This is a genomic window from Streptomyces sp. NPDC004658 (assembly GCF_040609555.1).
Taxonomy (GTDB): Bacteria; Actinomycetota; Actinomycetes; order Streptomycetales; family Streptomycetaceae; genus Streptomyces.
The window spans coordinates 1-24,093 of sequence record NZ_JBEXKG010000016.1; the positions used below are offsets into that span (position 1 = coordinate 1).

At 73.8% G+C, this 24,093-nt stretch carries 21 protein-coding genes and 9 pseudogenes; 11 read left to right on the forward strand and 19 right to left on the reverse strand.

The annotated features are described in order from the left end of the window. Positions 1-934: serine/threonine-protein kinase (locus ABZV94_RS08865; protein WP_356338697.1), on the reverse strand; the 934-nt coding region annotated here is incomplete at its 3' end. Between the two features lie 178 nt (positions 935-1,112). After that, positions 1,113-1,847, reverse strand: a complete 735-nt coding sequence (locus ABZV94_RS08870; protein ID WP_356338699.1) for a VOC family protein — start codon at positions 1,845-1,847, stop codon at positions 1,113-1,115. A gap of 135 nt (positions 1,848-1,982) precedes the next feature. On the opposite strand from ABZV94_RS08870, the gene ABZV94_RS08875 reads away from it, so the two are divergent. Next, complete coding sequence (locus ABZV94_RS08875) at positions 1,983-2,618, forward strand: TetR family transcriptional regulator (protein WP_356338845.1); 636 nt, start codon at positions 1,983-1,985, stop codon at positions 2,616-2,618. Between the two features lie 73 nt (positions 2,619-2,691). On the opposite strand, the gene ABZV94_RS08880 is transcribed toward ABZV94_RS08875, so the two are convergent. Continuing rightward, the gene (locus tag ABZV94_RS08880) at positions 2,692-3,144 is read right to left on the reverse strand and encodes an Lrp/AsnC family transcriptional regulator (RefSeq protein WP_356338701.1); all 453 of its coding nucleotides are present in this window, start codon (positions 3,142-3,144) and stop codon (positions 2,692-2,694) included. Between the two features lie 82 nt (positions 3,145-3,226). On the opposite strand from ABZV94_RS08880, the gene ABZV94_RS08885 reads away from it, so the two are divergent. Beyond that, positions 3,227-3,844: a LysE family translocator gene (locus ABZV94_RS08885; protein WP_356338703.1), complete on the forward strand. Its 618-nt coding sequence runs from the start codon at positions 3,227-3,229 to the stop codon at positions 3,842-3,844. Positions 3,845-3,871: 27 nt separating this feature from the next. Here ABZV94_RS08885 and ABZV94_RS08890 read toward each other — a convergent pair. Both ABZV94_RS08890 and ABZV94_RS08895 read right to left on the reverse strand, forming a co-directional pair. Continuing rightward, positions 3,872-4,243: pseudogene (locus ABZV94_RS08890) on the reverse strand (nitroreductase/quinone reductase family protein); the annotation flags it as partial. Beyond that, a pseudogene (locus ABZV94_RS08895) lies at positions 4,243-4,377 on the reverse strand (acyl-CoA dehydrogenase); the annotation flags it as partial. The pseudogenes ABZV94_RS08890 and ABZV94_RS08895, both read right to left, overlap by 1 nt. Position 4,378: 1 nt before the next feature. On the opposite strand from ABZV94_RS08895, the pseudogene ABZV94_RS08900 reads away from it, so the two are divergent. After that, positions 4,379-5,189: pseudogene (locus tag ABZV94_RS08900) on the forward strand (acetyl-CoA acetyltransferase); the annotation flags it as partial. 55 nt (positions 5,190-5,244) lie between these two features. Beyond that, positions 5,245-5,913 carry a pyridoxal 5'-phosphate synthase gene (locus ABZV94_RS08905; protein WP_356338706.1) on the forward strand — a complete coding sequence of 223 codons (669 nt, stop codon included), beginning with the start codon at positions 5,245-5,247 and terminating at the stop codon, positions 5,911-5,913. A gap of 3 nt (positions 5,914-5,916) precedes the next feature. On the opposite strand, the pseudogene ABZV94_RS08910 reads toward ABZV94_RS08905, so the two are convergent. Together ABZV94_RS08910 and ABZV94_RS08915 are read right to left on the reverse strand one after the other, a co-directional pair. After that, positions 5,917-6,114: pseudogene (locus ABZV94_RS08910) on the reverse strand (OB-fold domain-containing protein); the annotation flags it as partial. 55 nt (positions 6,115-6,169) lie between these two features. Next, positions 6,170-6,301 (reverse strand): hypothetical protein, encoded by a 132-nt coding sequence (locus tag ABZV94_RS08915; RefSeq protein WP_356338708.1) that lies wholly within the window; start codon positions 6,299-6,301, stop codon positions 6,170-6,172. A 166-nt stretch (positions 6,302-6,467) separates the two neighbouring features. Here ABZV94_RS08915 and ABZV94_RS08920 point away from each other — a divergent pair, with 166 nt between their 5' ends. Together ABZV94_RS08920 and ABZV94_RS08925 are read left to right on the forward strand one after the other, a co-directional pair. After that, positions 6,468-7,646: an NAD(P)/FAD-dependent oxidoreductase gene (locus tag ABZV94_RS08920; protein WP_356338710.1), complete on the forward strand. Its 1,179-nt coding sequence runs from the start codon at positions 6,468-6,470 to the stop codon at positions 7,644-7,646. 117 nt (positions 7,647-7,763) lie between these two features. Then, a pseudogene (locus tag ABZV94_RS08925) lies at positions 7,764-8,058 on the forward strand (CoA-binding protein); the annotation flags it as partial. A gap of 69 nt (positions 8,059-8,127) precedes the next feature. Here the strand turns inward: ABZV94_RS08925 and ABZV94_RS08930 are convergent. Next, positions 8,128-9,435: an MFS transporter gene (locus ABZV94_RS08930; protein WP_356338713.1), complete on the reverse strand. Its 1,308-nt coding sequence runs from the start codon at positions 9,433-9,435 to the stop codon at positions 8,128-8,130. Between the two features lie 70 nt (positions 9,436-9,505). On the opposite strand from ABZV94_RS08930, the gene ABZV94_RS08935 reads away from it, so the two are divergent. Further along, entirely contained in the window at positions 9,506-10,537 is a 1,032-nt protein-coding gene (locus ABZV94_RS08935) for a helix-turn-helix domain-containing protein (protein WP_356338714.1), read from the forward strand. Here the strand turns inward: ABZV94_RS08935 and ABZV94_RS08940 are convergent. Further along, a complete protein-coding gene (locus ABZV94_RS08940) occupies positions 10,439-11,722 on the reverse strand; it encodes an MFS transporter (protein ID WP_356338716.1) in 1,284 nt (427 codons plus the stop codon). The genes ABZV94_RS08935 and ABZV94_RS08940 overlap by 99 nt on opposite strands. A 93-nt stretch (positions 11,723-11,815) precedes the next feature. Then, a pseudogene (locus tag ABZV94_RS08945) lies at positions 11,816-12,016 on the reverse strand (acyl-CoA dehydrogenase family protein); the annotation flags it as partial. On the opposite strand from ABZV94_RS08945, the pseudogene ABZV94_RS08950 reads away from it, so the two are divergent. Next, a pseudogene (locus tag ABZV94_RS08950) lies at positions 12,016-12,383 on the forward strand (cyclase family protein); the annotation flags it as partial. The pseudogenes ABZV94_RS08945 and ABZV94_RS08950 sit on opposite strands and share 1 nt — an antisense overlap. Positions 12,384-12,677: 294 nt before the next feature. Here ABZV94_RS08950 and ABZV94_RS08955 read toward each other — a convergent pair. The 5 genes and pseudogenes from ABZV94_RS08955 to ABZV94_RS08975 form a co-directional block, all read right to left on the reverse strand. Further along, complete coding sequence (locus ABZV94_RS08955) at positions 12,678-13,151, reverse strand: ATP-binding protein (protein WP_356338847.1); 474 nt, start codon at positions 13,149-13,151, stop codon at positions 12,678-12,680. A gap of 559 nt (positions 13,152-13,710) precedes the next feature. Continuing rightward, positions 13,711-14,115, reverse strand: a pseudogene (locus ABZV94_RS08960) (acyl-CoA dehydrogenase family protein); the annotation flags it as partial. 23 nt (positions 14,116-14,138) lie between these two features. After that, positions 14,139-14,426, reverse strand: a pseudogene (locus tag ABZV94_RS08965) (amidohydrolase); the annotation flags it as partial. A 77-nt stretch (positions 14,427-14,503) separates the two neighbouring features. Beyond that, positions 14,504-15,022, reverse strand: a complete 519-nt coding sequence (locus ABZV94_RS08970) for an EF-hand domain-containing protein (RefSeq protein WP_356338718.1) — start codon at positions 15,020-15,022, stop codon at positions 14,504-14,506. Positions 15,023-15,202: 180 nt separating this feature from the next. Further along, a complete protein-coding gene (locus tag ABZV94_RS08975; protein ID WP_356338721.1) occupies positions 15,203-15,577 on the reverse strand; it encodes an STAS domain-containing protein in 375 nt (124 codons plus the stop codon). 340 nt (positions 15,578-15,917) lie between these two features. Between ABZV94_RS08975 and ABZV94_RS08980 the strand changes: the two genes are divergently transcribed. After that, entirely contained in the window at positions 15,918-16,484 is a 567-nt protein-coding gene (locus ABZV94_RS08980) for a sigma-70 family RNA polymerase sigma factor (protein WP_356338723.1), read from the forward strand. Between the two features lie 116 nt (positions 16,485-16,600). Beyond that, positions 16,601-17,854 (forward strand): zf-HC2 domain-containing protein, encoded by a 1,254-nt coding sequence (locus ABZV94_RS08985; protein WP_356338850.1) that lies wholly within the window; start codon positions 16,601-16,603, stop codon positions 17,852-17,854. 30 nt (positions 17,855-17,884) lie between these two features. Here the strand turns inward: ABZV94_RS08985 and purU are convergent, their stop codons facing one another. Together purU and ABZV94_RS08995 are read right to left on the reverse strand one after the other, a co-directional pair. Beyond that, on the reverse strand, positions 17,885-18,769 hold the full coding sequence (gene purU / locus ABZV94_RS08990; protein WP_356338725.1) for a formyltetrahydrofolate deformylase: 885 nt from the start codon (positions 18,767-18,769) through the stop codon (positions 17,885-17,887). Positions 18,770-18,831: 62 nt separating this feature from the next. Then, positions 18,832-19,329, reverse strand: a complete 498-nt coding sequence (locus tag ABZV94_RS08995) for a hypothetical protein (protein WP_356338727.1) — start codon at positions 19,327-19,329, stop codon at positions 18,832-18,834. A gap of 117 nt (positions 19,330-19,446) precedes the next feature. Here ABZV94_RS08995 and ABZV94_RS09000 point away from each other — a divergent pair, with 117 nt between their 5' ends. Continuing rightward, the gene (locus tag ABZV94_RS09000) at positions 19,447-20,772 is read left to right on the forward strand and encodes an ABC transporter substrate-binding protein (RefSeq protein WP_356338729.1); all 1,326 of its coding nucleotides are present in this window, start codon (positions 19,447-19,449) and stop codon (positions 20,770-20,772) included. 10 nt (positions 20,773-20,782) lie between these two features. Here the strand turns inward: ABZV94_RS09000 and ABZV94_RS09005 are convergent, their stop codons facing one another. Next, positions 20,783-22,441, reverse strand: a complete 1,659-nt coding sequence (locus ABZV94_RS09005; protein ID WP_356338731.1) for a hypothetical protein — start codon at positions 22,439-22,441, stop codon at positions 20,783-20,785. Positions 22,442-22,641: 200 nt separating this feature from the next. After that, entirely contained in the window at positions 22,642-24,027 is a 1,386-nt protein-coding gene (locus tag ABZV94_RS09010) for a transcriptional regulator (RefSeq protein WP_356338734.1), read from the reverse strand. Positions 24,028-24,093 lie beyond the last annotated feature (66 nt).

The window sequence follows — 24,093 nt, forward strand, 5'->3', positions numbered from 1 at the left end:
GGCCGCCGGTCGGGGCCGGGGCGGGCTTGGCGGCGGGGCGTCCGCCGCGGCGGGCCTCGATGAGGGCGACGGCCTTCTCCGGCAGCCAGGCGGAGGCGGTGCCGCTGTCGTCGGAGCCGGAGCCGAAGAGGTGCGGGGCGAGCTGGGCCTGGAGGTCGGCCGGGGTGGGCCGGGCGGTGGCCTCCATCTGCATGCAGGCCTCGATCAGCGGGCGCAGCTCGTCGGGCAGCCCGGTGAGGTCCGGGCCCTCGCGCAGCAGCATGAAGACGGTCTCGACCGGGTTGGCGCCGTGGAAGGGCGGGTGGCCGGTGGCCGCGAAGACGAGGGTGGAGCCGAGGGAGAACACGTCGCTGGCGCCGGTGACGCTGCGGGAGTCCTTGGCCTGCTCCGGGGACATGTAGGCGGGGGTGCCGACGGCGACGTTCGTCATCGTCAGCCGGGTGTTCGAGACCCCGGAGGCGATACCGAAGTCGATCACCCGGGGGCCGTCCTCGACCACGAGCACGTTGGAGGGCTTGAGGTCGCGGTGGACCAGCCCGGCGCCGTGGATGGACTGGAGGGCCTCCGCCACACCGGCCGCGAGCCAGCGGACGGCCTGGGCCGGGAGCGGCCCGCACTCGTTGACTATCTCCTCCAGCGAGGGGGCGGGGACGTAGGCGGTGGCCAGCCAGGGCACGGCGGCGCGGGGGTCGGCGTCGACCACGGCCGCGGTGTAGAAACCGGAGACCGCGCGGGCCGCCTCCACCTCACGGGTGAAGCGGACGCGGAAGAGCTGGTCCTCGGCCAGCTCGGTGCGCACCGTCTTGATCGCCACGCGTCGGCCGGACGCCGAGCGCGCGAGATAGACCAGCCCCATGCCGCCGGCCCCCAGCCGGCCCAGCACCTCGAACGGCCCGATCCGCCGCGGATCGTGCTGCGTCAGCTGATCCACCACTGCCTGCCACCTCCCCGTACGAGCCGCGCCACTCTCCATAGGTACGCGACCGGAGTGCAGCGTCTCACCACCGCACCGCCATGGCGGCACGCACCCCGATTCTTCCTGGCCGGGCGGCTGGTTGCGAACCCGGCGACAATCGGGGTGTCTCCCACCGAAACATCCCAAAGTGGATGCATCAGCGCTGGAGCAGTGCGAACGACGCCCCCTGATTGTCGGTGACGACGGCCACCACTCCGTACGACGTCCCGAACGGGGGCGCCTGGACCCGCCCGCCGAGCCGGTGCACGGCCCCGAGGGCGCCCGCCAGGTCGGCGACCCGGAAGTGGACGAGGAAGTGCGGGGGCATCTCGGCCGGGAAGACGTCGGTGACCTCCGCGCGGCCGAAGTCGGGCTCGGCGTCGGTGCCGAACAGGGCGTCGTGGAAGAGGCCGCCGTAGAAGGCGTTGGCCGTGGCGGTGTCCCGGGTGTACAGCTCGGCCCAGACGAAGGTGTTCGGCTCGCGGCGCCGCCCGAAGCCCCGGTGGGTGCCGGGCTGCCACAGGCCGAAGACCGCGCCCTCGGGGTCGGCGGCCAGGGCGGCGACACCCAGGTCGCCCACCGGGAACGGGGCCATGACCACCTGCCCGCCGGCCGCCGTGATCCGCCGGCCGAGGGCCTCGGCGTCCGAGGTCGCGAAGGAGACGGTCCAGACGGTGGGCATCCGGCCGTCCGTCTTGGGGGCCAGCGAGGCGACGGGATCGCCGTCCAGCCGGGCCCAGACGGAGGAGCCGTACGCCTCCTCGAAGGTCCACCCGAAAAGCTCACCGTAGAACCGCTTGCCCGCCTCGACGTCGGGCAGCTGGGCGTCCACCCAGCAGGGAACGCCCTCCCCGTATGTCTCTTCGTTCGCGGATGCCCTGTTTTCGGCCATGTCGTCAAAAGTAACCGGGCCGCGCGCACCGCGCAGACCAGGCACACCACCCCCGTTACCCCCGTGCACCCCATTTGCAGTCGGCCGAATCGCGCTCCGATCACCCCTCGGTAAGCTGACGGCATGACAGGACAAGTGCGTACCGTCGACGGCCGCGTGGCCGGCCGGCGTGGGCAGGCGACCCGGCAGAAGCTGCTCGACTGCCTCAGCGAGATGCTCAGCTCCTCCCCGTACCGGGACGTCAAGGTCATCGATGTCGCCCGGAAGGCGGGCACGTCGCCCGCGACCTTCTACCAGTACTTCCCGGACGTCGAGGGCGCCGTCCTGGAGATCGCCGAGCAGATGGCGGCCGAGGGCGCGGGACTGACCGAACTCCTCGAAGGGCGCACCTGGGCCGGCAAGTCGGGCTGGCAGACCGCGCAGGAACTCGTGGACGGGTTCCTGGAGTTCTGGCGCAAGCACGACGCGATCCTGCGGGTGGTCGACCTCGGCGCGGCCGAGGGGGACAAACGGTTCTACAAGATCCGCATGAAGATCCTGAACTCGGTCAACAACTCCCTGGCGGACGCCATCGCGGAACTGCAGTCCAAGGGCCGGGTCGACAAGGACGTGAACCCGGCGGCGGTGGCCGGCTCGCTGGTCGCCATGCTCGCGGCGGTGGCGGGCCACCAGAAGGGTTTCTCCTCCTGGGGCGTGAAGCAGGCCGAACTGAAGCCGAACCTGGCGCTGTTGGTGCACCTGGGTGTGACCGGCAGGAAGCCCTCCAAGTAAGCGCGCACCCCTGGCGAGGGTGCAAGTCCTGTCTGGCAGGCGGTGGTTCACACGGTGAGCCACCGCCTTCCGTCTACGCCGGCAACGGCCGGTCCCGGACCACGTGTTTCATCACGAGCGTCGACGTGAGCCGCTGCACCCCCGGCAGCGTCGCCAGCCGCTCGTCGTAGAGCCGCTGGAAGGCGGCCAGGTCGGCGGTGGCCACCCGGAGCAGGTAGTCCGGCTCGCCGAACAGCCGCTGGGCGTCCAGCACATGATCCAGTTCGCTGACCGCCCGCTCGAACTCGGCGACCGTGTCCCGGTCCTCCTGGCGCATGGACACGAAGACCAGCGCCTCGAAGTTCAGGCCGAGCGAGGCCGGGTCCACCATCGCGCGGTAGCCCTGGATGGCGCCGGACCGCTCCAGTTCGCGCAGCCGCCGGTGACAGGGCGAGACGCTGAGCCGCACCCGGGCGGCCAGCTCGGTCACGGTCAGCCGCCCGTCCTGCTGAAGCTCGGCAAGGATTTTCCGGTCCACGTCGTCCATGAAGAAGATATTTGCGCAGAAGGCGCGATCATGAGCAAACTTCGGCAACACTTTCGGGCCATTCGCGCCTAATGTCCCTGACATGGACTCGGGACTGCTCTTCTCCTTCCTCGTCGTGGACCTGCTGCTGGTGTGCGTGCCGGGCGCCGACTGGGCGTACGTCATCGCGACCGCGCTGCGCGGCGCCCCGGTCCCGCGCGCGGTGGCGGGCCTGGTCTGCGGCTACGCCCTGCACACCGTCCTGGCGACGGCGGGCCTGGCGGTGCTGGTGGCAGGCTCCCCCGGGCTGCTGACGGCCCTGACGGTGGCCGGCGCCGGCTACCTGCTGTGGCTGGGCTGGGGCGTCCTGCGCCGCCCGGCGGTCCCGGACGCGGACGCCGCGGCGACGCCCGACGGCCGTCTGTTCCCGCGCGGCGCGGCGATCAGCGGCCTGAACCCCAAGGGGCTGCTGCTCTACCTCTCCGTGCTCCCCCAGTTCCTCACCCTCCGGGGCGCCCACCTCCCCGTGCCCGCGCAGACGGCCGCCCTCGGCCTCCTCCACATGGCCTGCTGCGCCGCCGTCTACCTCACCGTCGGCGCCCTCGCCCGCACCCTGCTCAGGGCCCGCCCGGCGGCGGCCCGAGCGGTGACCCGCACCTCGGGCGCGGCGATGCTGGGCATCGGCGCGCTGCTGCTGGTGGAGCGGCTGGCGACGCTCTAGTCCGGGTTCCCGGTGAGCCGGAACAGCCGCCCCCGTGAGCAGGCGGGCCGTGACCGGGACGTCCCGGCCCTTCCAGCTCACCGAGGCCTCCGGGTGGGCGAGGGAGTTGTGGGTCCAGGCGGGGTGGCCGGGGCGGCCGAAGTCGGAGCCGGTCAGGATCCAGGTCCTGCCGTCCTCCTCGGGCATGCAGGCCGGCGGGGTCCGTCGGGGCCGTCCCGTCCTCGCTCCCGTGGAGGTGAGGATCAGGCCCGGCAGCAGCTGGGCGCCGAGCAGCGCCCTTCCCCCGGTGAGCCGGTGCACGCCCCGGTCGAGGGCCGGGATGACGTGCGGGGCGACCCTGGCGAACAGCCGGGTGGAGGACACCCTCCGGACGAGGCGGACGCCGGCGGTGCGGGCCATCAGACGGCCACCTGCCCGCCCGTGAACAGGCCCGCCACCGCCGCGGCCCGGTCCCGCAGCCGGTGCGCCGGCCCGAACAGCAGCTCGCCGCCGGCCGCCCGTTCGAAGTACAGGTGCGCCTCGTGCTCCCAGGTGACGTGGGAGGTCATGGCGGCGCACGCGGCGGACGCGATCGCGGCGGGCCACGCGAACGCCGTCCTGCTGGCGTACGGCTCGACGGCCCGCGCGGACATCAGGGCGGGCCGCCGTACGGGCACCCTGTCCTTCGGCGCCCGGGGCCCGCTCCAGTTCGAGGTGCCGTACGGCCACACGCTCATCGCGAAGTACGCGATGGCGGCCCGCCGGCACATGATCGAGCACGGGACGACGATCGAGCAGCTTGCCGAGGTGGCGGTCCAGGCGAGGGCGAACGCGGCCCTCAACCCGGAGGCGATGTTCCGCACCCCGGTCACCGTCGACGACGTCCTGTCCGGACCGCTGATCGCCGACCCGTTCACCAGGCTGCACCGCTGCCCGCGCTCGGACGGCGGCGCGGCGGTCCTGCTGGCGGCCGAGGAGTACGTACCGGACTGCCGTACGGCGCCGGTCTGGGTCCTCGGCACCGGCGAGCACGTCTCCCACGCCGGCATGTCCGAGTGGCCGGACTTCACGGTCTCCCCGGCGGCGGTGAGCGGCCGGCTGGCCTTCGGACGGGCCGGGGTGCGTCCGGCGGCTGCTGGTGAAGGGCGGCCAGCTGCCGGTCAACACCGACGGGGGCGGCCTGTCGGCCCGGCATCCGGGCATGCGGGGGCTGTTCCTGCTGGCCGAGGCGGTGCGGCAGTTGCGCGGGGAGGCCGGCGAGCGGCAAGTCCGCGCCCGGGACGGCGGCTTGCCCCGGCTGGGTGTGGCGTCCGGGACCGGGGGGTGGTTCTGCTCCTCGGGGACCGTGGTGCTGGGAAGGGAGTGAGGACGCGGCCCCGCGCCGCTCGGAGCCGCGCGCCGGCGCGGGTGATACTCGCCCCATGGCACAGCACGATCTACACGAGCTGCTCCGGTCGCTGCGGGTCTGGGACGCCCAGGTGACCGAGCTGCGGCCCTTCGACCCGGACACCGCCCCGCCCACCCCGCTGGCCCTGTTCACGAACTGGTTCGCGGAGGCCGTCGCGGCCGGGCAGCCGGAACCGCACACCATGTCGCTGGCGACCGCGGACGAGGAGGGCAGGCCGGACGTGCGGATCGTGATGCTGCACGGCGCCGACGCGGACGGCTGGTCCTTCGCCACGCACGTCACGAGCCGCAAGGGCCGCGCGCTGAGCGCCCGCCCGTACGCCGCCCTCGCCTTCTACTGGCCGGTGCTCGGCCGCCAGGTGCGGGTGCGCGGGCCGGTGACGCCGGCGCCGGCCGAGGAGAGCCAGGCCGATCTGCACGCGCGGTCCACGGGCGCGCTGGCCGCCGCGCTGACCGGCCGGCAGAGCGAGGAGCTGTCCAGCGTGGAGGAGCTGCGACGGGCCTCGGACGCGGCCTGGGAGCGGGCCCGGCACCACCCCGAGGAGCCGTCGCCGACCTGGACCCTGTACCGGCTGCACCCGGAGACGGTGGAGTTCTTCCAGGGGGACGCGGAACGGCGGCACGTGCGCCTGGAGTACCGCAGCACCGGGTTCGGCTGGAGCAGGGCGTTGCTGTGGCCGTGAGGGTCAGCCGGCCGGCCTCGCCGGGGGCGGCGGCCCCGGCCGGAAGACGGGGATGCCGTCCCGGAACGCCACCTCCAGCGACATCCCGGCCCGCGGGCCGTCCGCCGGGCAGTCCACCAGTTCGGTCATCATCCGCGGGCCCTCGGCGAGGTGGACCACCGCGGCCAGGTAGGGGACGTGCCCGGTGAACGGCGGGAGGTCGAGTAGGGGCGGGTGAGGGCGTCGGCCTCCGGGACGTCGTGGCGGGGGCCGTCCATCAGAAGCCGGCCATCAGGCCGAGGCCGAGGGTGAGTTCGGCGTAGGCGACCACGTACGCCATCGGCTTCGGGGCCCACCGGTGTCTCGCGGCCACGTCCGCCGCCCGGCCGTGCAGCCACAGAGAGTCCATGGATCTGACGGTGCGTCAGATCAGGCGGGAAGCCCCTACGCGAGTACCGCGGAAGCGGTAGTTCTCCACGGCCCGGACACCCTTCCCGTACACCCGTGATCAATCCGCAACCAATTCCGGTCTTGACCGAGACCCATCAACCGGGTGTGTGATTACGCTCCCGCTCATGGCAGTCTCCCGTCCCTCACCCGTCCCCCCGTCGCCGACCCCCGCCGACCGCCCGGTCTATGTGATCGGCGGCGGTCCCGGGGGCCTCGCCGCCGCGTACGCGCTGCGGGCGCGGGGCATACGGGCCGTGGTGCTGGAGAAGTCCGACCGGGTGGGCGCCTCCTGGCGCCGGCACTACGACCGGCTGCACCTGCACACCACCCGGCGGCTGTCCTCGCTGCCCGGCCTCCCCATCCCCCGGAAGTTCGGCCGCTGGGTCTCCCGGGACGACGTGGTCCGCTACTTGGAGAAGTACGCCGAGCACCACGAGCTGGAGATCGTCACCGGGGTCGAGGTCCACCGCGTGGAGCGGAGCGCGGACGGCACCGGGTGGCTGCTGCACGCCTCCGGCGGCCGGGAGCTGACCGGCAGCGCCGTGATCGTCGCCACCGGCTTCAACCACACCCCGCGCATCCCCGACTGGCCGGGCCGGGAGTCGTACGGCGGTGCGTTCCTGCACGCGGGCGAGTACCGCGACGCGGGGCCGTACCGGGGCCGTGACGTGCTCGTCGTCGGCATCGGCAACACGGGCGCGGAGATCGCCGTGGACCTGGTGGAGGGCGGGGCCGCGCGGGTACGGCTGGCGGTGCGCACGGCGCCGCACATCCTGCGCCGCTCGACGCTCGGCTGGGCCTCCCAGTACACGGGCGTGCTGGTCCGGCGGCTGCCGGTGTGGCTCGTGGACCGGCTCGCCGGGCCGGTGGGGCGGCTCAGCACCCCGGACCTGACCGCGCACGGACTGCCGCGTCCGGACACGGGCCTGTACAGCAGGGTGAGGCAGGGCGCGATCCCGGTGCAGGACGTCGGCCTGATCGACGCCGTGCGCAGGGGCGACGTCGAGATCGTGGCGGCCGTGGAGGCGTTCGAGGACGGCAAGGTGGTCCTCGCCGACGGCAGCCGGATCTCGCCCGACGCGGTGATCGCGGCGACCGGGTACGTGCGGGCGCTGGAGGGGCTGGTCGGGCATCTCGGGGTGCTGGACGGGCGCGGCAGACCGGTGGTGCACGGCGGCCGTACGCCCGCGCAGGCGCCCGGCCTGTACTTCACCGGGTTCACCAACCCCATCAGCGGGATGCTCCGCGAGCTGGCGATCGACGCGGGGCGGATCGCCAAGGCGGTCGCGAGGAGGCCGGCGTAGTCACGCGGTAACTTTTGCCGCGCACCGCCCCCCGTTCCTGACGGTCCGTCAGTTCAGTTCAGTAGCCTGACAGAACGTCAGGTACTGGTGGCTGTCTCACAGGAGGCGGGCGGAACGATGCTTGGATCGACCCACGGCACCCTCACCACCGACTCCCGCCGGGCCCGGGTCATCGCCTGCGGCGACCAGCGGCCCGGACCCGCCGTCCACGACCGGGGGGGCGGACCTCGATGCCGGCGGACGCCCGCTGCACGCCGACGTACCGGACCTGACCCGGTTCTTCCGGCCCGAGTCGGTCGCCGTGGTCGGCGCGTCGAACGCCGAGGGGCGGCCGAACACCGGGATCACCCGGCAGCTGCTGGACTGGGCCGGGCGGGTCGGGGCGCGCGTGCACCCGGTGCACCCCACCCGGCGGACGCCACGGCGGAGCCGCTGCTCTTCCACCGGGGGCGGTTCACGCGGCTCGGCGACGGCTGAGCGGTCAGGACACGGCGAGCGCGCGGGCGGCCGGTGCGGTGCGCCGGATGACCAGCGCCATCAGGGCCGCCGCCGCGCACAGGGTGCCGGAGGCGTACCAGACGACGTCGTAGGAGCCGAAGACGTCCCGGGCGACTCCGCCGAGGTAGGCGACTGCCGCCGCGCCGACCTGGTGGGCGGCCAGCACCCAGCCGAAGACGATGGCGCTGTCCTCGCCGAACTGCTCGCGGCACAGCGCCAGGGTGGGCGGGACGGTGGCGACCCAGTCGAGGCCGTAGAAGACGATGAAGAAGAGCATCGGCGGGTGGACGGCGGGGCCCAGCAGCATCGGCAGGAACAGCAGGGACAGGCCGCGCACGGCGTAGTAGACGGCGAGCAGGCGGCGCGGTTCGAAGCGGTCGGTGAACCAGCCGGAGGCGATCGTGCCGACGACGTCGAACACGCCGATCACCGCGAGCAGCGAGGCCGCCGTCGTCACGGGCATGCCGTGGTCGTGCTCGGCGGGCACGAAGTGCGTCTGTATCAGCCCGTTGGTGGAGGCGCCGCAGATCGCGAAGGTGCCGGCGAGCAGCCAGAACGTACCGGTGCGGACGGAGGAGGCGAGGACGCCGAGCGTGCGGCGGGCGGCGCCGGTGACGGGCGGCGGCTTGGGCACGAACTCCCGCGCCCCGTACGGCGCCACGCCGGCGTCGGCCGGGTGGTCGCGCAGCAGGAGCCAGACGAAGGGGACGACGGCGGACGCGGCCAGGGCGACCGTGACCGCGGCGGGCCGCCAGTCGTGGCGCTCGACGATCCAGGACAGCAGCGGCAGGAAGACCAGCTGACCGGAGGCGGAGGCGGCGGTGAGGATGCCGGTGACCAGACCGCGCCGCTCGGTGAACCAGCGGTTGGTCACCGTCGCCGCGAAGGCCAGCGCCATGGAGCCGGTGCCGAGCCCCACCAGCAGGCCCCAGCACAGCAGCAGCTGCCAGGCCGCCGTCATCCACACGGTCAGCCCGGAGCCGAGCGCTATCACGGTGAGTGCGGCGGCGACGACCCGGCGGATGCCGAAGCGGTCCATCAGCGCGGCGGCGAAGGGCGCGGTGAGGCCGTAGAGCGCGAGGTTGACGGAGACGGCGGCGCCGATCGTGCCGCGCGACCAGCCGAACTCCTGGTGCAGCGGGTCGATGAGCAGGCCGGGCAGGGATCGGAAGGCCGCCGCGCCGGTGATCGTGACGAACGTGACGGCGGCGACGAACCAGGCGCGGTGCACGCGGCCGCGCCGGACGGGCGGGACCTGGACGGGAGCGACGGCTGGAGTTGTCTGAGTCACCCCTCCACCCTTCCGCTCGCATGCTCGTGCATCGAGTGGCCCGCTGGACACCCTTCGCTATGATCGGGCCATGACGAGCACAGCCGCAGGGGAATTCCGGCCGCACCGGGTCGCCGTCCTCGCCCTGGACGGCCTGCTGCCGTTCGAGCTGGGCATCCCGCACCGGATCTTCGGCCGTCCCCGGGACGCCCAGGGCCGGCACCTGTACGAGGTCGTGACCTGTTCGGCCCGGGCGCCCGGCACGGTCGAAACGGACGCCGACTTCGCCGTGCAGATCGCACACGGCCCGGAGACGCTGGCGACAGCCGACACGGTGATCGTCCCGGCGTCCTACGAACTCGGCCCGCTCTACGACGAGGGCCGGCTCACCGACGAACTGGCCGCCGCCCTCGCCCGCATCCGCCCCGGCACCCGGCTGGCCTCCATCTGCACCGGCGCCTACGTCCTCGCCGCCGCCGGCTACCTCGACGGACGCCCGGCCACCACGCACTGGGCCGACGCCGAGCGCTTCCAGCGGATGTTCCCGAAGGTCAAGGTGGACGCGGACGTGCTGTTCATCGACGACGGGGACGTGCTGACCTCGGCCGGGGTCGCCGCCGGGATCGACCTGTGCCTGCACATGGTCCGCCGCGACTTCGGCACGGCCGTCGCCAACGACGTGGCCCGCCGCACCGTCGTACCGCCCCACCGCGACGGCGGCCAGGCCCAGTACATCCACCGGCCGGTCCCCGACCCCCAGGTCGCCACGACGACCGCCGCCCGCGCCTGGGCGCTGGGCCGGCTGCACGAGCCGATCCAGCTGCGGGACCTGGCCGAGCAGGAGGCCATGTCGGTGCGCACCTTCACGCGCCGCTTCCGCGAGGAGGTCGGCATCAGCCCCGGCCAGTGGCTCACCCAGCAGCGCGTGGAGCGCGCCCGGCACCTGCTGGAGTCCACGGATCTGTCGATGGACCAGGTGGCCCGGGACTCGGGCTTCAACACGGCCCAGTCGATGCGCCAGCACCTACAGGCCGCCCTCGGGGTCACGCCCACCGCCTACCGGCGCGCCTTCCGCGCCGACGGCACCGCCGAGCGGCAGGGCGGCGTCGGCAGCCGGCGCTGACCGGCCGGCCCGTCTCTCGCCCCACCAGCCGACCGCCGTCAGCAGCAGGGTGAGGGCCACCCCGGCCAGGATCGCCGTGGAGGGCGCGGTGCGCGGCAGCAGGGCGCCCGCGAGCGAACCGGTCGCCGCGTAGCCGGCGCCCACGGCGGCGTACATGACCGAGTAGCCGGCGGCCAGGACGTCCGGCGGGAGCACCTCACGCAGGGACAGGTTCCGGGTGAGCATCGCGCCGGACTGGAGCAGCCCGGCGACGGCCAGCGCCGCCGCGATGCCCGGCGTGCCGGGCAGCAGGGCGACCAGGGCCACCGCGGCCGACATCCCGGTCATCAGGACCGCGCTGCGGGTGCGGAGCAGCCCCGGCCAGGACCGCAAGCCGTACAGGAAGGCGCCGACGGCGGAGGCCACCGCCATCACCGTGAGCAGCGGGCCCGCCCAGCCCACGCCCAAGCCGCGCTGTTCGAGCAGGGCGGGCAGGACGAGTTCGGCCAGGGCCAGCAGGGACAGGCTCGCCGCGCCCGTGACGTACACCGGCCAGGCCCGGGCCAGCAGGCGCGGCGCGGACGCGTCCTCGCCGTGCCGGCCGCCCCGCTCCGCCGGACGGTCGGGCTCGTCGGCCGCCCAGCCGGCCGGCAGGAACCGCAGGCCCACGGCGGACGACGCCATCAGGGCGGCGGCGAGCAGCGGCGGCAGGCGCGGGTCGGCGCCGAGGGCGAGACCCGTGACGGTGGCCGGGGCGACGGCCCAGACGCCGAACGTGAGCACCGACTCGGCGGACAGCGCCTGGGCCGCCGCGCGCCCCGGGACCAGGGAGGTGAGCAGCGCGCGCAGCCCGCCGGGCGCCGCGGCGGGCCCGGCCCCGGCGAGGAAGGCGAAGGCGGTGAGGACCGCGGCGGGCGCGCCGGGGAACGCGCCGAGGCCCGCGAATCCGACGGCACCCGCGACGAGACCTGCGGCCAGGTGCGGGCGGGCCCGCCGGGGGTCCAGGCGGGTGCCGAGCACGGGGGCGCCGACGATCTCGCCGATGACGTACGCGGCGGCGAGGGCCGCGCCCAGGGAGTAGCCGCCGGGGCGCTCGCGGACCAGGAAGACCAGGGACAGCGGGGCCATGGCCACCGGCATGCGGGCGCCGACGGCCACCAGGGCCCAGGTCAGGACCCGCCGGGAGACGACATCGCGGTAGCTCATGCCTCGACGGTAGGGGCCGCCACTGACAACCGCCGCCCCCTTTTCCCGAGCCTGTGGACAACTTCGGCCACCGGCGCCTGACGGAGGCTCAGCGAGGTCGCAGCCGGCGCCGGGTTCGCTGTATCCCTGGCACCACAGTTCCTCACCGGCGGCGACCGGCGGCAGGAAGCGGTTCTTCTGCCGCTCGTCACCGTGGGCGAGGAGGGTGGGCGCGAGGAGGTTCTCCCCGATGTGCCCGGAGCGCGGGGGCGCGGCCGACCGGGCGTACTCCTCGGCCCAGACGACCTGTTGGGATCGTGCTCGTACGGACCGGGCAGGTGCGGGTGTATCCGGCCGGGGACCGGACCGGCACGGGTACGGCCATCCGTCGCCGGGGCTCTCGGTGCGCTGCCCGGAGTGGTTCCACGCGCGCGATGTGGCGGCCGTCGCGAACGACACGCTCACGTTCGAGGTCTTCCCGCCCGAGATCGAGGATCTGTGGCTGCCCGTGCACGCGCTGCACCTGGTGGAGACGGGGATGCTCCAGGGCCAGAACTGGAATCTCGAAGAGTTGTCCACAGCCTGTGGAGAAGCGGGCCGGTACACGTTCCTGCTGTCGGCGATGCCCGAGCCGTTCGTGGGCGCGACGGGGACACCGGTGGCCCCGGTGGCGATCCTGTGAACGACGGCGACACGGCTGCCGTACGGCGACACGGCTGTCGCGCGCGCCGCGAGCGCGGTCGGCGGCGCGTGCCTCCCCCCACGTCATGCGCACGCGCCGCCGTCCGACGCGATCCGCACTCGGCGAGGACCGCCGTCAGTCCGGGCCCTCGCCGTCCCCTCGCGGCGGATCGACGCACCCCAGCCTGATCAGGCGCCCTGGGAACGTCAACGCCGGTACGGGGACGTGTTGCGGCAGCCCCGCTCACAGCACCCGCGCACGGGTGCACCCCCGGCGCACCACCGCTCCGGGCCGCTACACCGCTTCGAAGGCGAGATCCTCGTACGCGGACAGTCCGCCCCCGTACGCCACCGCCGCGCTCTGCCGGGGCTGTGAACAGCGGTCCAGTTCGCACCAGATGCTCTTGCCGGCGTCCTCGGGGCTCCAGCCCCAGCGATCGGCGAGACAGTCCACGAGGGCCAGGCCCCGGCCGCCGGTGGCGTCGTCGTCGGCGCAGCGGGGCACGGGAGCGCGCGAGCTGCGGTCGGCGACCTCGACCCGCACCGTGGCCGACGCGCACTCCTCGGCCGCCGGACCCGGCAGACAGAGCCGCAGCACGGCCGGCCGGCCGGTGTGCACCACGGCATTCGTCACCAGCTCGGAGACGAGCAGGATCAGGGTCTCGGCCAGCGGCTCGTCGGCCGTTATCCCCGATCCGGCGAGCCGCGAGCGGGCCCACCTCCTGGCCCGTCCCACCTCCGCGGGGTCGGGCCGGATCTCCAGCTGCACTTGAAGCACCTGCACCGCTCACACCATCCGAACCGGCGGACCCATGACCCCACGCCAACCGCGCTCCGCGGTCTCAGCCGCGGCGGCGATCACGAGGGCCACGATCCTAGCCATTTTCTGCATGGCCAGAACAACGGCCAGAGCAAGGGTCACGGACCGTGACTCCCTTGCGAGACAGCATGGTTGACGTACAGTCACCCCAACAAGCGCTTCGGGCATATTCCCGCGCGAAGGAGTACGCCTGGGGCATACTGTGCGACGCTCGTGCCGGGGAGTCGAACAGACGGGGACGACGGGCCTGACCGCCCCGCGAGCTGCGGCGCGCACCGCGCGGCCCGGCACCGCCCCAGGGGCACCGCCGGCACGGCTCGTACGCGCAGCCACTCGCATCTCACACAAGGTACCCGAGCGGACACCCGACTCCGGGCCGTGACGAGTCCCCCGAAGGACACAACCCGGTATCGACGCTCCGTGATGCCGAGAGGCCACGATCCGCGACAGCGTGGGCCATGGCTTCCCGGTCACGGCGGATCGGGACGCCGCCGGCGGCACAGCCCGCCAACGCGGCGGCGAGCAGTTCCTCGCTCTCGGCGCCTCCCCCGGCGCGCCGGGCCCGGACCGAGGCCCGCTTCAGGTGCAGGTGCACGTCGGCCTCCCAGGTGAAACCCATGCCGCCGTGCACCTGGAGGCAGTCGCGGGCCCCCCGTACGGCGGCCTCGTCGGCGAGCAGCCGGGCGGCGGCGATGTCGGCGGGGTCGGCGGTGACGGCGGCGGCGCAGACCGCGGCGCGTGCGGTCTCGGCCCGCACCAGCAGGTCCGCGCACAGGTGCTGGACGGCCTGGAAGGCGCCGATCGGCCGCCCGAACTGCTCTCGGGTCCGGGCGTGTTGCACGGCCGGTTCGCACACCCGTCCAGCGGCGCCCAGCTGCTCGGCGGCGGTCAGCAGCACGGCGACGGGATCCGGGGGTCCGCAGGCGGGCACCCGGTGCAGCCGCGCCGCATCTGCTCCCGGGTGATGCCCTCCAGGGTCATCTCGTCCCGGTCGAAGCCGACGGCGGCGATGTTCCGCTTGTACGGGAACTTCAGGTCCTCGTAGATCCACCAGTCCCTCGGCTGTCCCGCCGGGGCCACGGTGATCTGGTACTTCCCGCCGACGTAGGCGAGTTCCCCGATCCCGGCGGTCAGCGGCTTCGGTCCCCGGTCCCGGTACCTGGCCGGCAGCCAGGTCTCGAAGAGGTGGGCGGGCTCGATGACGTGGTCGTCGACGCTGATGATGTTCCGCGCAACGACACCCTGCGGAAGGTGCTGAAGTACAAGCTGCGGGAGCGGTTCGGGTGAGGCGGCCCGGTGGGCTACGGCTGTTCGGGCACCGTGAAGTAGCGCGCGAACGCCGGCACGATCTCCGCCTCGCCGATCCTGCCGTCCCCGTCGGTGTCGAGCGCGGCGGCGGCCTCGCGGGCGGCCTCCGCCGGGACGCGGAACACGCGCAGCACCCGGGCGGTGTCGGCGGTGCCGATCCGGCCGTCGGCGTCCGTGTCGGCCACCGCCAGGGCCGCGTGCAGGAAGGGGCGGGCGATCTCGGCGAAGCGGTCGGGGTTGTCGCGCAGCCGCTTGACCGCGCCGGTGACGAACTCCTCGCGGGTGATGCGCTGGTCGCCGTCCCGGTCGGCGATGCCGGCCATGCCCTGCCAGAACGCCTCCGCGCCGGCGTACAGCGCCTGCCCCTTGTCGGAGCGGGCGGGCACGGCGAACTCCGTGAGCAGCGCCTTGGCCGCCGCGTTGAAGTCCTCCCGGTCGATGTAGCCGTTGCCGTCCTGGTCGAAGGTGGCGAACCGGGCGGCGATCCTGCGCTCGTACTCGGTGCTGACCATGTCTGTTCGGGCCGCCTTACATGGGGGTCGTACGGGTGGTCCTGCCCGCGGGTGGGGGGTGACCTGGCAGGGAGCGTACGACGCGGGCGGCCGGCAGACGGCGGGAAACCGGCGGTTGTGCCAAGACCGGGGGAATTCTGCGACACCAGTGTGGCCGTTTCGCGGTGCCGTGACGGGCGCTCAGGCGGACAGCGGCCCGGCCTCGTCGGTGGTCGCGGCGTCGAGGTCGGGACGGACGTCGAAGAGGCGGCGCACGCCGAGCGCGCCGAGCACGCGGTTGACGTGCGAGCCGTCCTCGGCGCCCCGGTCCGGCAGGATCAGCCGCAGCCGGCCCTGGCAGGAGCGGATCAGCCGTCGGGCGGCGACGAGGACGCCGACCCCGCTGGAGTCGCAGAAGAACACGTCGGAGAGGTCCACGACGAGGCTGTGGTGTCCTTCGGCGACGATGTCGTGCACCCGCTGGCGCAGCACCGGCGAGGTCATCAGGTCCAGTTCCCCGGACACCTGGAGGACGGCCCACTCGCCCTGTTCGACGCCGGTCACGTTGAATGCCACGGCCCTGCCCTCCGCTCGCCGGATCTCCCGGAACCGCCCGGAAACGGAAGCAGTTCCTACGTTTCTTGTCGCGCGGCTGCCCAGCGGCCGTTCCCTGAAACGTGACGCGACAAACGACAGCCGATCGACTAGGGGCTTGTTTCGGTCACTATCGATCCTGTTCGATCAGACGGGTACACGCCTTGTGTGGAGAATGTGTGAAGGGGGCACTATCACCTGCGGCCCCCCAGGGGGCGCACATTGACACAAAGGGGCGTGCACCGTCAGACGTGCCGACTACATTCGACAGGGCAGGACCGACAGGCTGGACGGGCCGGACAGGGCGAGGGGAGGGGACCGCATGGCCAGGAAGGACGCACCGCCCCGCTGGGACCGCAAGATGCAGCAGCGGCTCGCGCGCGGTGAGGCGGCCGCCCTCGGCGAGCTGTACGACCGCTTCGCCTCCCTCGTGCACAGCCTCGCCCACCGCGTCGTCGCCGACGAGCAGGACGCCGACGCCGTCACCCGCGAGGTCTTCGCGCACGTCTGGGAACACCCCGAGACCTACGACCCCAAGCAGGGTCCCCTGCGCTCCTGGATCGCCGCCGTGACCCACCGCGTCGCCGTGCAGCGGCTGCGGGACCGGGAGGAGCTGGAGCAGCCGCGGCGCGAGGAACTGGAGAGCCTGGAGAACAAGGTCCACCGCGCCTCGGTCGCCGCCCGCGCCGACTACATCGTCCACTCCATGCCGGCCCCGCTGCGCGCCGCCCTGGACCTGGCCTACTTCCAGCGCCGCGACTACCGCCAGACCGCGGCCGACCTCGGGGTCACCGAGGACGAGGCCCGCCGCCGGCTCCGCCTCGGCCTCCAGCTCCTGTCCACCGCCCACGACACCGGCACACCGCCGGGATACCGGGGTGCGGTGTGAAGGGGGCGGGCGGCTTCGGGGCGCACGACGGCGACGCGTACGGGGAACGGCCTTGGCAGCAGGCCGGGTCGGGCGGGCGGGGGTCCGGGGACGGCGGTCCCGGCGGCCCGGGGGATGTGCCGTCCGGTGCCGGTGGGCCCGAACCCGCCCCGGCGCCGCGGATACCCACGCCCCGCGCCTCCGTGGAGGACAGCGGGCTCCCGCTGCCCGACCTCGCCGATCCGGGAGACCTCGCACCCGTGCCGCTCGACCTCTCGCACGACGTCCTGAAGTCGCTGCTCGGCGCCTGGGCGCTGGCCGCCTGCTCGGCGGCGGAGACGGCGGCCGTCGAGGAGCACCTGGGCGGCTGCGGCTCCTGCGCCGACGAGGCCCGCCGGCTGCGCGAGGCGGTGGGCCTGCTGCACCAGCCGGAGAGCCTGGACCTGAACCCGGCGCTGCGCACCCGGGTCCTGGCCGCCTGCCTGAGCCGTCGGCCGCCGCGCATCCCGGTGCCCGGCTGGGCGGCGCCCTACGACGCCGAGACCGCGCGACTGGACGCGCTGCTCCAGGACTTCGGGGACGCGGAGTGGCACGCGCCGGTGCGGCTGCGCTGGTTCGAGGAGGACGCGCCGACGAGCCGTCGTACGACCGTCGCCGGGGTCATCGCGCACCTGCTGTCGGTGGACGGGCTGATCGCGACGGCGCTCGGCCTGGAGGACCCGCTGGCCGAGATCGCCGACGCCGACAAGGACGCCGTGGGTCCGGCGGGCCGCACGGAGGCGTTCTGGCGGGCCTCGCACTTCCCGCCGACGCGCTCGGTGCGGGGGCCGTGGCGGGAGCAGAGCCACAGCCTGGTGCGGACGGTGTCGTTCACCGGGAGCCACGCGGGCGGACTCACGGTGTCCTACGGCGACTTCGCGCTGCCGCTGCACGACGCGATGCTGGACCGCGCCTTCGAGTGCTGGGTGCACGCCGAGGACATCGCCGAGGCGGTGGACTATCCGTACGCGCCGCCGGCACCGCGGCACCTCAACCGGATGATCGACCTCGCGGCCCGTCTGCTGCCGACGGTGCTCGCCGCACGCCGCCGGGCGGGACTGTCCGCGCCGGGCCGCCGGACCCCGCACCTGGTCCCGGCCGGCGCGCCCGGCCGCAGCCTGCGCCTGGAGATCGAGGGCGCGGCCGGCGGCGAGTGGCTGATCCCCCTGGACTCGCCGGCGGCGGTGGGCTCGGCCGACTTCGAGGTGGCCCATGTCGCCCTGGACGGCGTGGAGTTCTGCAAGCTGGCCGCGGGGCATGTGCCTCCGGAGGAGGCGGCGGCCGGTCAGCTGGGCGACCGGGAGGCGATCAAGGACGTGCTGTTCGCGGTCGCGTCGCTGAGCCGGATGTAGGGGCGGGACCGGACGCGCCGGCGGCCGCGGCTAGGCGAACACCACCGTGCGGCGCCCGTTGAGCAGGATCCTCCGCTCCGCATGCCACTTCACGGCCCGTGCCAGTGCCTGGCACTCCACGTCCCGGCCGATGGCCACCAGCTGGTCCGGCGTCACGTCGTGCCCGACCCGCTCGACCTCCTGCTCGATGATCGGCCCCTCGTCCAGGTCCGCGGTGACGTAGTGCGCGGTCGCGCCGATCAGCTTCACACCGCGCGCGTGCGCCTGGTGGTACGGCTTCGCACCCTTGAAGCTCGGCAGGAAGGAGTGGTGGATGTTGATGATCCGGCCGCTGAGCTGCTTGCACAGGTCGTCGGAGAGGACCTGCATGTAGCGGGCGAGGACGACCAGCTCGACCTTCTCCTCGCGGACGATCTCCAGCAGCCTCGCCTCGGCGTCCGGCTTGGTGTCCTTCGTCACGGGGATGTGGTGGAAGGGGATGTTGTAGGAGCCCACCAGCTCCTCGAAGTCCGTGTGATTGGACACCACACCCACGATCTCCACCGGCAGGGCCCCGGTCCGCGCCCGGAACAGCAGGTCGTTCAGGCAGTGCCCGAACTTGCTGACCATCAGCAGGATGCGCATCTTCTCGTCGGCCCGGTGGATCTGCCAGTCCATGTGGAAGGAGTCGCCGATCGCGGCGAAGCTCGCCCGCAGCTTGTCCACCGTCACCGGCGCCTCGGCCGAGAAGTGGACGCGCATGAAGAACAGTCCCGTGTCGTGGTCGCCGAACTGCTGGCTGTCCTCGATGTTGCAGCCGGTCATGAACAGATAGCTGGACACGGCGTGCACGATGCCCTTTTTGTCCGGGCAGGAGAGCGTGAGGATGTACTGGTCGGCCGGTGCGGCGGCGGAAGAGGCGGACTGATCGGTCATGCACCACAGGGTCCCACACCGGCCGCCCGCCATGGAGCGGCCGTCCGCTCCGCGGAACCCGGTCAGGACCTCGTCAGGATGCGCAGCACTTCCAGGCTCTTCGGCGGCGTGTCCGGGTCCTCCCCGTCGCTCACCGACATCCGCACATGAGCGTCCCGGGCCGCCCGCACCGCGTCCGGCCAGCCGGAGTGGTCCAGGTAGGCGGCGACCGGCGCGTCCGGTCCGACCTGGTGCATGATCCGCAGCACCCGCAGCACGGCGGTGTCGACGAGCGCCGCCTCCTGCGAGTCCCGGAATATGGTGCCGACGTACTTCTCGGCCGACCAGCTGTCCAGCCAGGTGTCCTCCACCAGCCGGTACACGGCGTCCGTGACGTCGCCGTAGCCGTCCACGCCGGCCAGCCAGACGTCCCGCTGGAACACCGGGTCGGAGAGCATGTGCAGCGCCGAGCGCACGTTGCTGCGCCACCGCCACCACGGCATGTCGTTCAAGGGCATGCCGCCCATGGTGGAGGAGCGACGGCCGCGACGGGAAGTGTTCTCCGAACCTTGCACGGTCATCGATCGTACGTTCCTCGCCCCTCGCGCCTCACCGGCCCCCGTAATTCACCTCCGTGTCACCGTTCGTTGACCAAGGGTCACTCCGGGGTTAGCGCTGTGAGGGAATCGTGTGTGCGCATGACCGGCAGGCGACGCACGAGCAGCACTCCTCTCCCCGTCCTTCCCCGCCCCGTCAGAGCCACCGCCCTCGCGGCGGGCGCGGTGGCCCTCTGCGCGTCGCTCACCGCCGCATGCGGGGTCATCCCCGGTGCCACGGGGGGCTCCGGGGATGACCCGGTCAAGGTGATGACCTGGGCCCCGCAGGACACCGACGCGACGAACAAGCCCGGCATGCCCGCGATGGCCCGCGCCTACGCCAAGTGGATCAACTCTCACGGCGGCGTCAACGGCCGCAGGCTCGAGGTGCTGACCTGCAACGACCACAACGACAGCGTGGGCGCCGCGAGGTGCGCCCGGCGCGCGGCGACCGAGAACGTGGTCGCGGTCGTCGGCTCCTACAGCCAGTTCGGCGACTCCTACCTCGCGCCGCTGGAGGGCGCGGGCATCCCCTACATCGGCGGCTACGGCGTCACGAACGACGAGTTCACCGGCGCCATGTCCTACCCGGTCAACGGCGGCCAGCCCGCCCTCCTGGCCGGCCTCGGCAGGGCCCTCGCGCAGGGCTGCGGCAACATCGCCCTGGTCCGCCCGGACAGCATCGCCGGCGACCAGCTGCCCGCGATGCTCGACGCCGGTCTCAAGGCGGGCGGCCACCCGGACGCCGGCGACCAGCTCGCCGCCGACGACGCCACCGAGTACGGCGGCCAGGCCGAGCAGGCGCTGCGCTACGCGACCAGGGACGTGGCGCGCAAGGGCTGTGTGGTGCCCGCCCTCGGGGACCGCACGGACACCTTCATGGACTCCTTCCGGCGGGCCCGCGAGTCCTTCCCGGCCGTGCGCACGGCGACCGTGCTCGGCAGCGTCGACCAGACGGTGATCAACGCCACCGGCGGGGCGAAGGGGCCGTACGAGGGGGCGTACATCACCGGCTGGTACCCGGTCGCCTCCGACCCCCGCTGGGACCCGATGAAGAAGGTGATCAACGAGGAGGCCTTCGGCGACAACCGCATCGACCCCGCGGACGCCGGTGTGCAGACCACGTGGATCGCCTACACCGTGCTCAAGGCCGTCCTGGAGAAGATCGGCGAGGGCGAGGTGAGCGCCGACACCGTGCGGCACACCCTCAACGACGGCCTGCGGGTCTCCACCGGCGGCCTCACCCCGACCCTGCACTGGCCCTACGAGAGCAAGCTGGCCGCGGTCGGCTTCCCGCGGCTGGTCAACGCCGACGTCACCCTCCAGGTGGTCCAGGACGGCAAGCTGGTCGCGGCCCGCAAGGACATCGGCGGCGCCAACGGGATCGCCGACATGACCCCGGTCCTGGAGAACGCCGACGTGCCGTGACGGCCGGCGCTCACAGCTGGGTCGGCTGGCGCTCGGTCAGGCCGTACTTCCTGGCGATCGCGTTCCACAGGGCCGCCGCCTTCGTCTTCTGCGCGCTGGCGGTGCCGCTCTCGCGGTTGCCGGCCTGGGTCTCGCCGGTGGTCCGGGCGTGCCCCTTGCGGCAGACCTTGTGCCCCTTGGCCTGCTCGGCCCAGGCCGCGTAGTGGTTGTCGGCCGCGGCGGAGGCCTGCCAGGCCCTGGTCAGTGCCGCCGTCAGATCGGCGTTGCCGGGCAGCTTGTCCACGGACAGCTTGCCGAGCCGCGTGACCAGCCGGCCGCGCTGCCCGGCCGCGTCCCGCAGGCTGGAGGCGGCCTGGTCGAGGTTGTCGCACTGCTTGACGTCCGCCACCGCCTGGATCACCGCGGCCCGGCTGCTGCCGCTGTCCGCGAGCAGCTTGTCCAGCTCGACGGCCTGCTGCCGGGCGGGGTCGGCGGCGGGCGAGGCGGAGTCCCCGGTGGCCGGGGAGGCGGCGGCGACCGTCTGGTCGTCCCCGCCCGGGTCCTTGTCGCCCCCGCCGCTGAGCAGCGCGCCGGCGCCGACGCCGAGCACGACGATGCCGACGCCGACCGCGGCGATCAGCGGCACCCGCGACCTGCCCCGGCGCCGCCCGCCGTCGTCGTCCGGCCCCGCGTCGTACGACGGCTGCGCCGGACGGTACGACGTCTGCGCCGGGCCGGGATAGGCGTCCGGCTGCTGCACCCGCGGGAGCTGCTGGGTGGACCCGGCCGGGCCGTCGCCGCCCCCGGGGCCGCCGCGGAAGAGGTTGTCGAACTCGGCGGGCGGCTGGCGGTCCGCCCCCTGCGCCTGCGCCTGGGCGGCGTACGGCGGGATGTACTGCGTGGCCTCGGCGTCCGAGGGCGCGGGCGCCGCCTGCCGGGGCGCCTGGCCGGGGTAGTGGTTCTCCCCGCCGGCCGACTCCGGCGGCAGCGCGCCGGGCGCGACCGGCGGTATGTACTGGGTGGCCGCCTCGTGAACGGAGCCCCCGGCGGGGACCGGCGGTATGTACTGGGTGGCCCCGTCGGCCGGCGCCGCCTGCACGGGCGGCAGGTACTGGGTGGCGCCCTCGTCGCCGGGGGCGGCGGGGACCGGCGGGAGGTACTGGGTCGCACCGTCCGCGCTCGGCGGCAGCGGGGCACCCGCGGCCGGGTACGCGGACGGCTGCGCCGGGTACGGCTGCTGCTGCGCGGGCTGCTGGTAGGGGTCGGGCGCGCCGTAGGCGGGCTGCTGCGCCGCGCCGTGGGCACCGGCGCCGGTCCCGCCGTACCGCGCGTCCTGGCCGCCGTAGGAAGCCGCAGGACCGCCGTAGGCCGGGGCCTGGCCGCCGTACGACGGTGCCGGTGCGCCCTCCGGGGGGAGCGGGCCGGGGTTCGCGGCGGACGGGGGCCGCTGGTCGGGACCGCCGGGGGCGTCCCACTGCGGGGCCGCCGCCGGCGGCCAGCCCTGGCCCGGCTGGGCCGCCTGCTGCTCGGGGCCCCAGGAACCGCCCCAGGCCTGTCCGCCGGCCGGGTGAGCGGGTGCCGGCGTCCCGGTCATGCCCGGCAGCAGGGGCTCTCCTCCGTCGGAGGGCAGCACGATGCCTTCGCGCGCGGTCCGCGCCGAGGGCTCCTCGCCCTGTCCACTCTGCGTCACCGGGACTCCTACTAATGGGGGACCTTGTGAATCGTCGGCTCACGCTACCGGGTCCCCCGAGCCGCGTGCCACGCAGCGCGGGACGTGACCTCCTTCCCTGTGACAGCGGTAACACCACCGCTTCCTGGAGCGCTGTTCACGGCCCCGGCGCACACCCGGGTGCCGTTTCCCGTGCGTTCACGCCCCCGCGGGGCCGCTGTTCACGCGGCCTGCTGGAGATCGAGCCGCGCCCCGAACTCCCTTACCACCGCCTCGTCCCGGAAGGGCTCCAGCCGCTGCTGGAGGTCGTCCAGATACTCGGCGCCCCGGTTGGAGCGGAGCGTCTCCAGCAGTTCCACGGCCTTCATGCCCGTGGTGCAGGCCTGTTCGATCTCGCGCTGCTGCACCTGGGCCGTGGCGAGCAGCACGTAGCCGATGGCGCGCCGGCGGGCCCGGGACTCCGGGTGCCCGGCCAGCGACTGCTCGGCGTAGCGCGCGGCCTGGTCGGCCTGCCCGAGGTCGCGGTGGCAGTGCGCCAACTCGTCGGCCAGATACGCCTCGTCGAAGTGGGCGATCCACGCCGGGTCGTCCCCGGTGGAGTCGTCCGCCCGTTCCATCGCCGTCACCGCCCGCCCGCCGGCCGCCTGCGCCGCGCGCGCGTCACCGAGCAGGGCGTGCCCGCGCGCCTCGGCGGCGTGGAACATCGCCTCCGCGCGCGGGGTCACCTGCCCACGCGCCCCCTCCTGCGCCGCCCGCGCCAACTGGGCGATCTCGCGGGGGTTTCCGAGCTGCGCCGCGAGGTGGCTCATGGACGCGGCGAGCACGTAACCGCCGTACCCGCGGTCGCCGGCGGCCTGCGCGAGCCGCAGCGACTGGATGTAGTACCGCTGGGCGAGCCCCGGTTGCCCGGTGTCGACGGCCATGTACCCCGCCAGCTCCGTCAACCGGGCGACGGCGGCGAAGAGTTCCCGGCCGACCGCCTCCCGGTAGGAGCCCGCGAGCAGCCCGGAGACGACGCTGTTGAGGTAGTGCACGACGACCGGGCGCACATGCCCGCTGCCGTACTGGTGGTCGAGGTCCACCAGCGCCTGGGTCATGGACCGTACGGCCGCCACGTCGGACTGGCCCACGCGCGGGCCCGCCTGCCGGGCCACCTGGGGGTCCGGCGCCGAGATCAGCCAGTCGCGGCTCGGCTCGACCAGCGCGGAGGCGGCGACGGACGTGCCGGACAGGAAGTCCCGGCGCCCCACGTCGCTGCGCCACAGCTCGCAGACCTGCTCGATGGCCCCCAGCACCGTCGGCGAGAACTGGAGACCGACCCCCGAGGCGAGGTTCTTGCCGTTGGCCATGCCGATCTCGTCGATCGTCACCGTACGGCCCAGCTTGCGCCCGAGCGCCTCGGCGATGATCGCCGGGGCCCGGCCCCGCGGCTGCTGGCCGCGCAGCCAGCGGGCCACGGACGTCTTGTCGTAGCGCAGGTCGAGGCCGTGCTCCGCGCCGCACATGTTGACCCGCCGGGCCAGCCCGGCGTTCGAGCACCCCGCTTCCTGGATGAGTGCTTGCAGCCGTTCGTTCGGCTGCCTCGCCACGAGAGGCCTTGCGGCCATGTACCTACCCCCTGCGTTGCGATCCCCTGGAGCGTGTTGCGATCCTCCGGAGCACAAAGTTCCGGC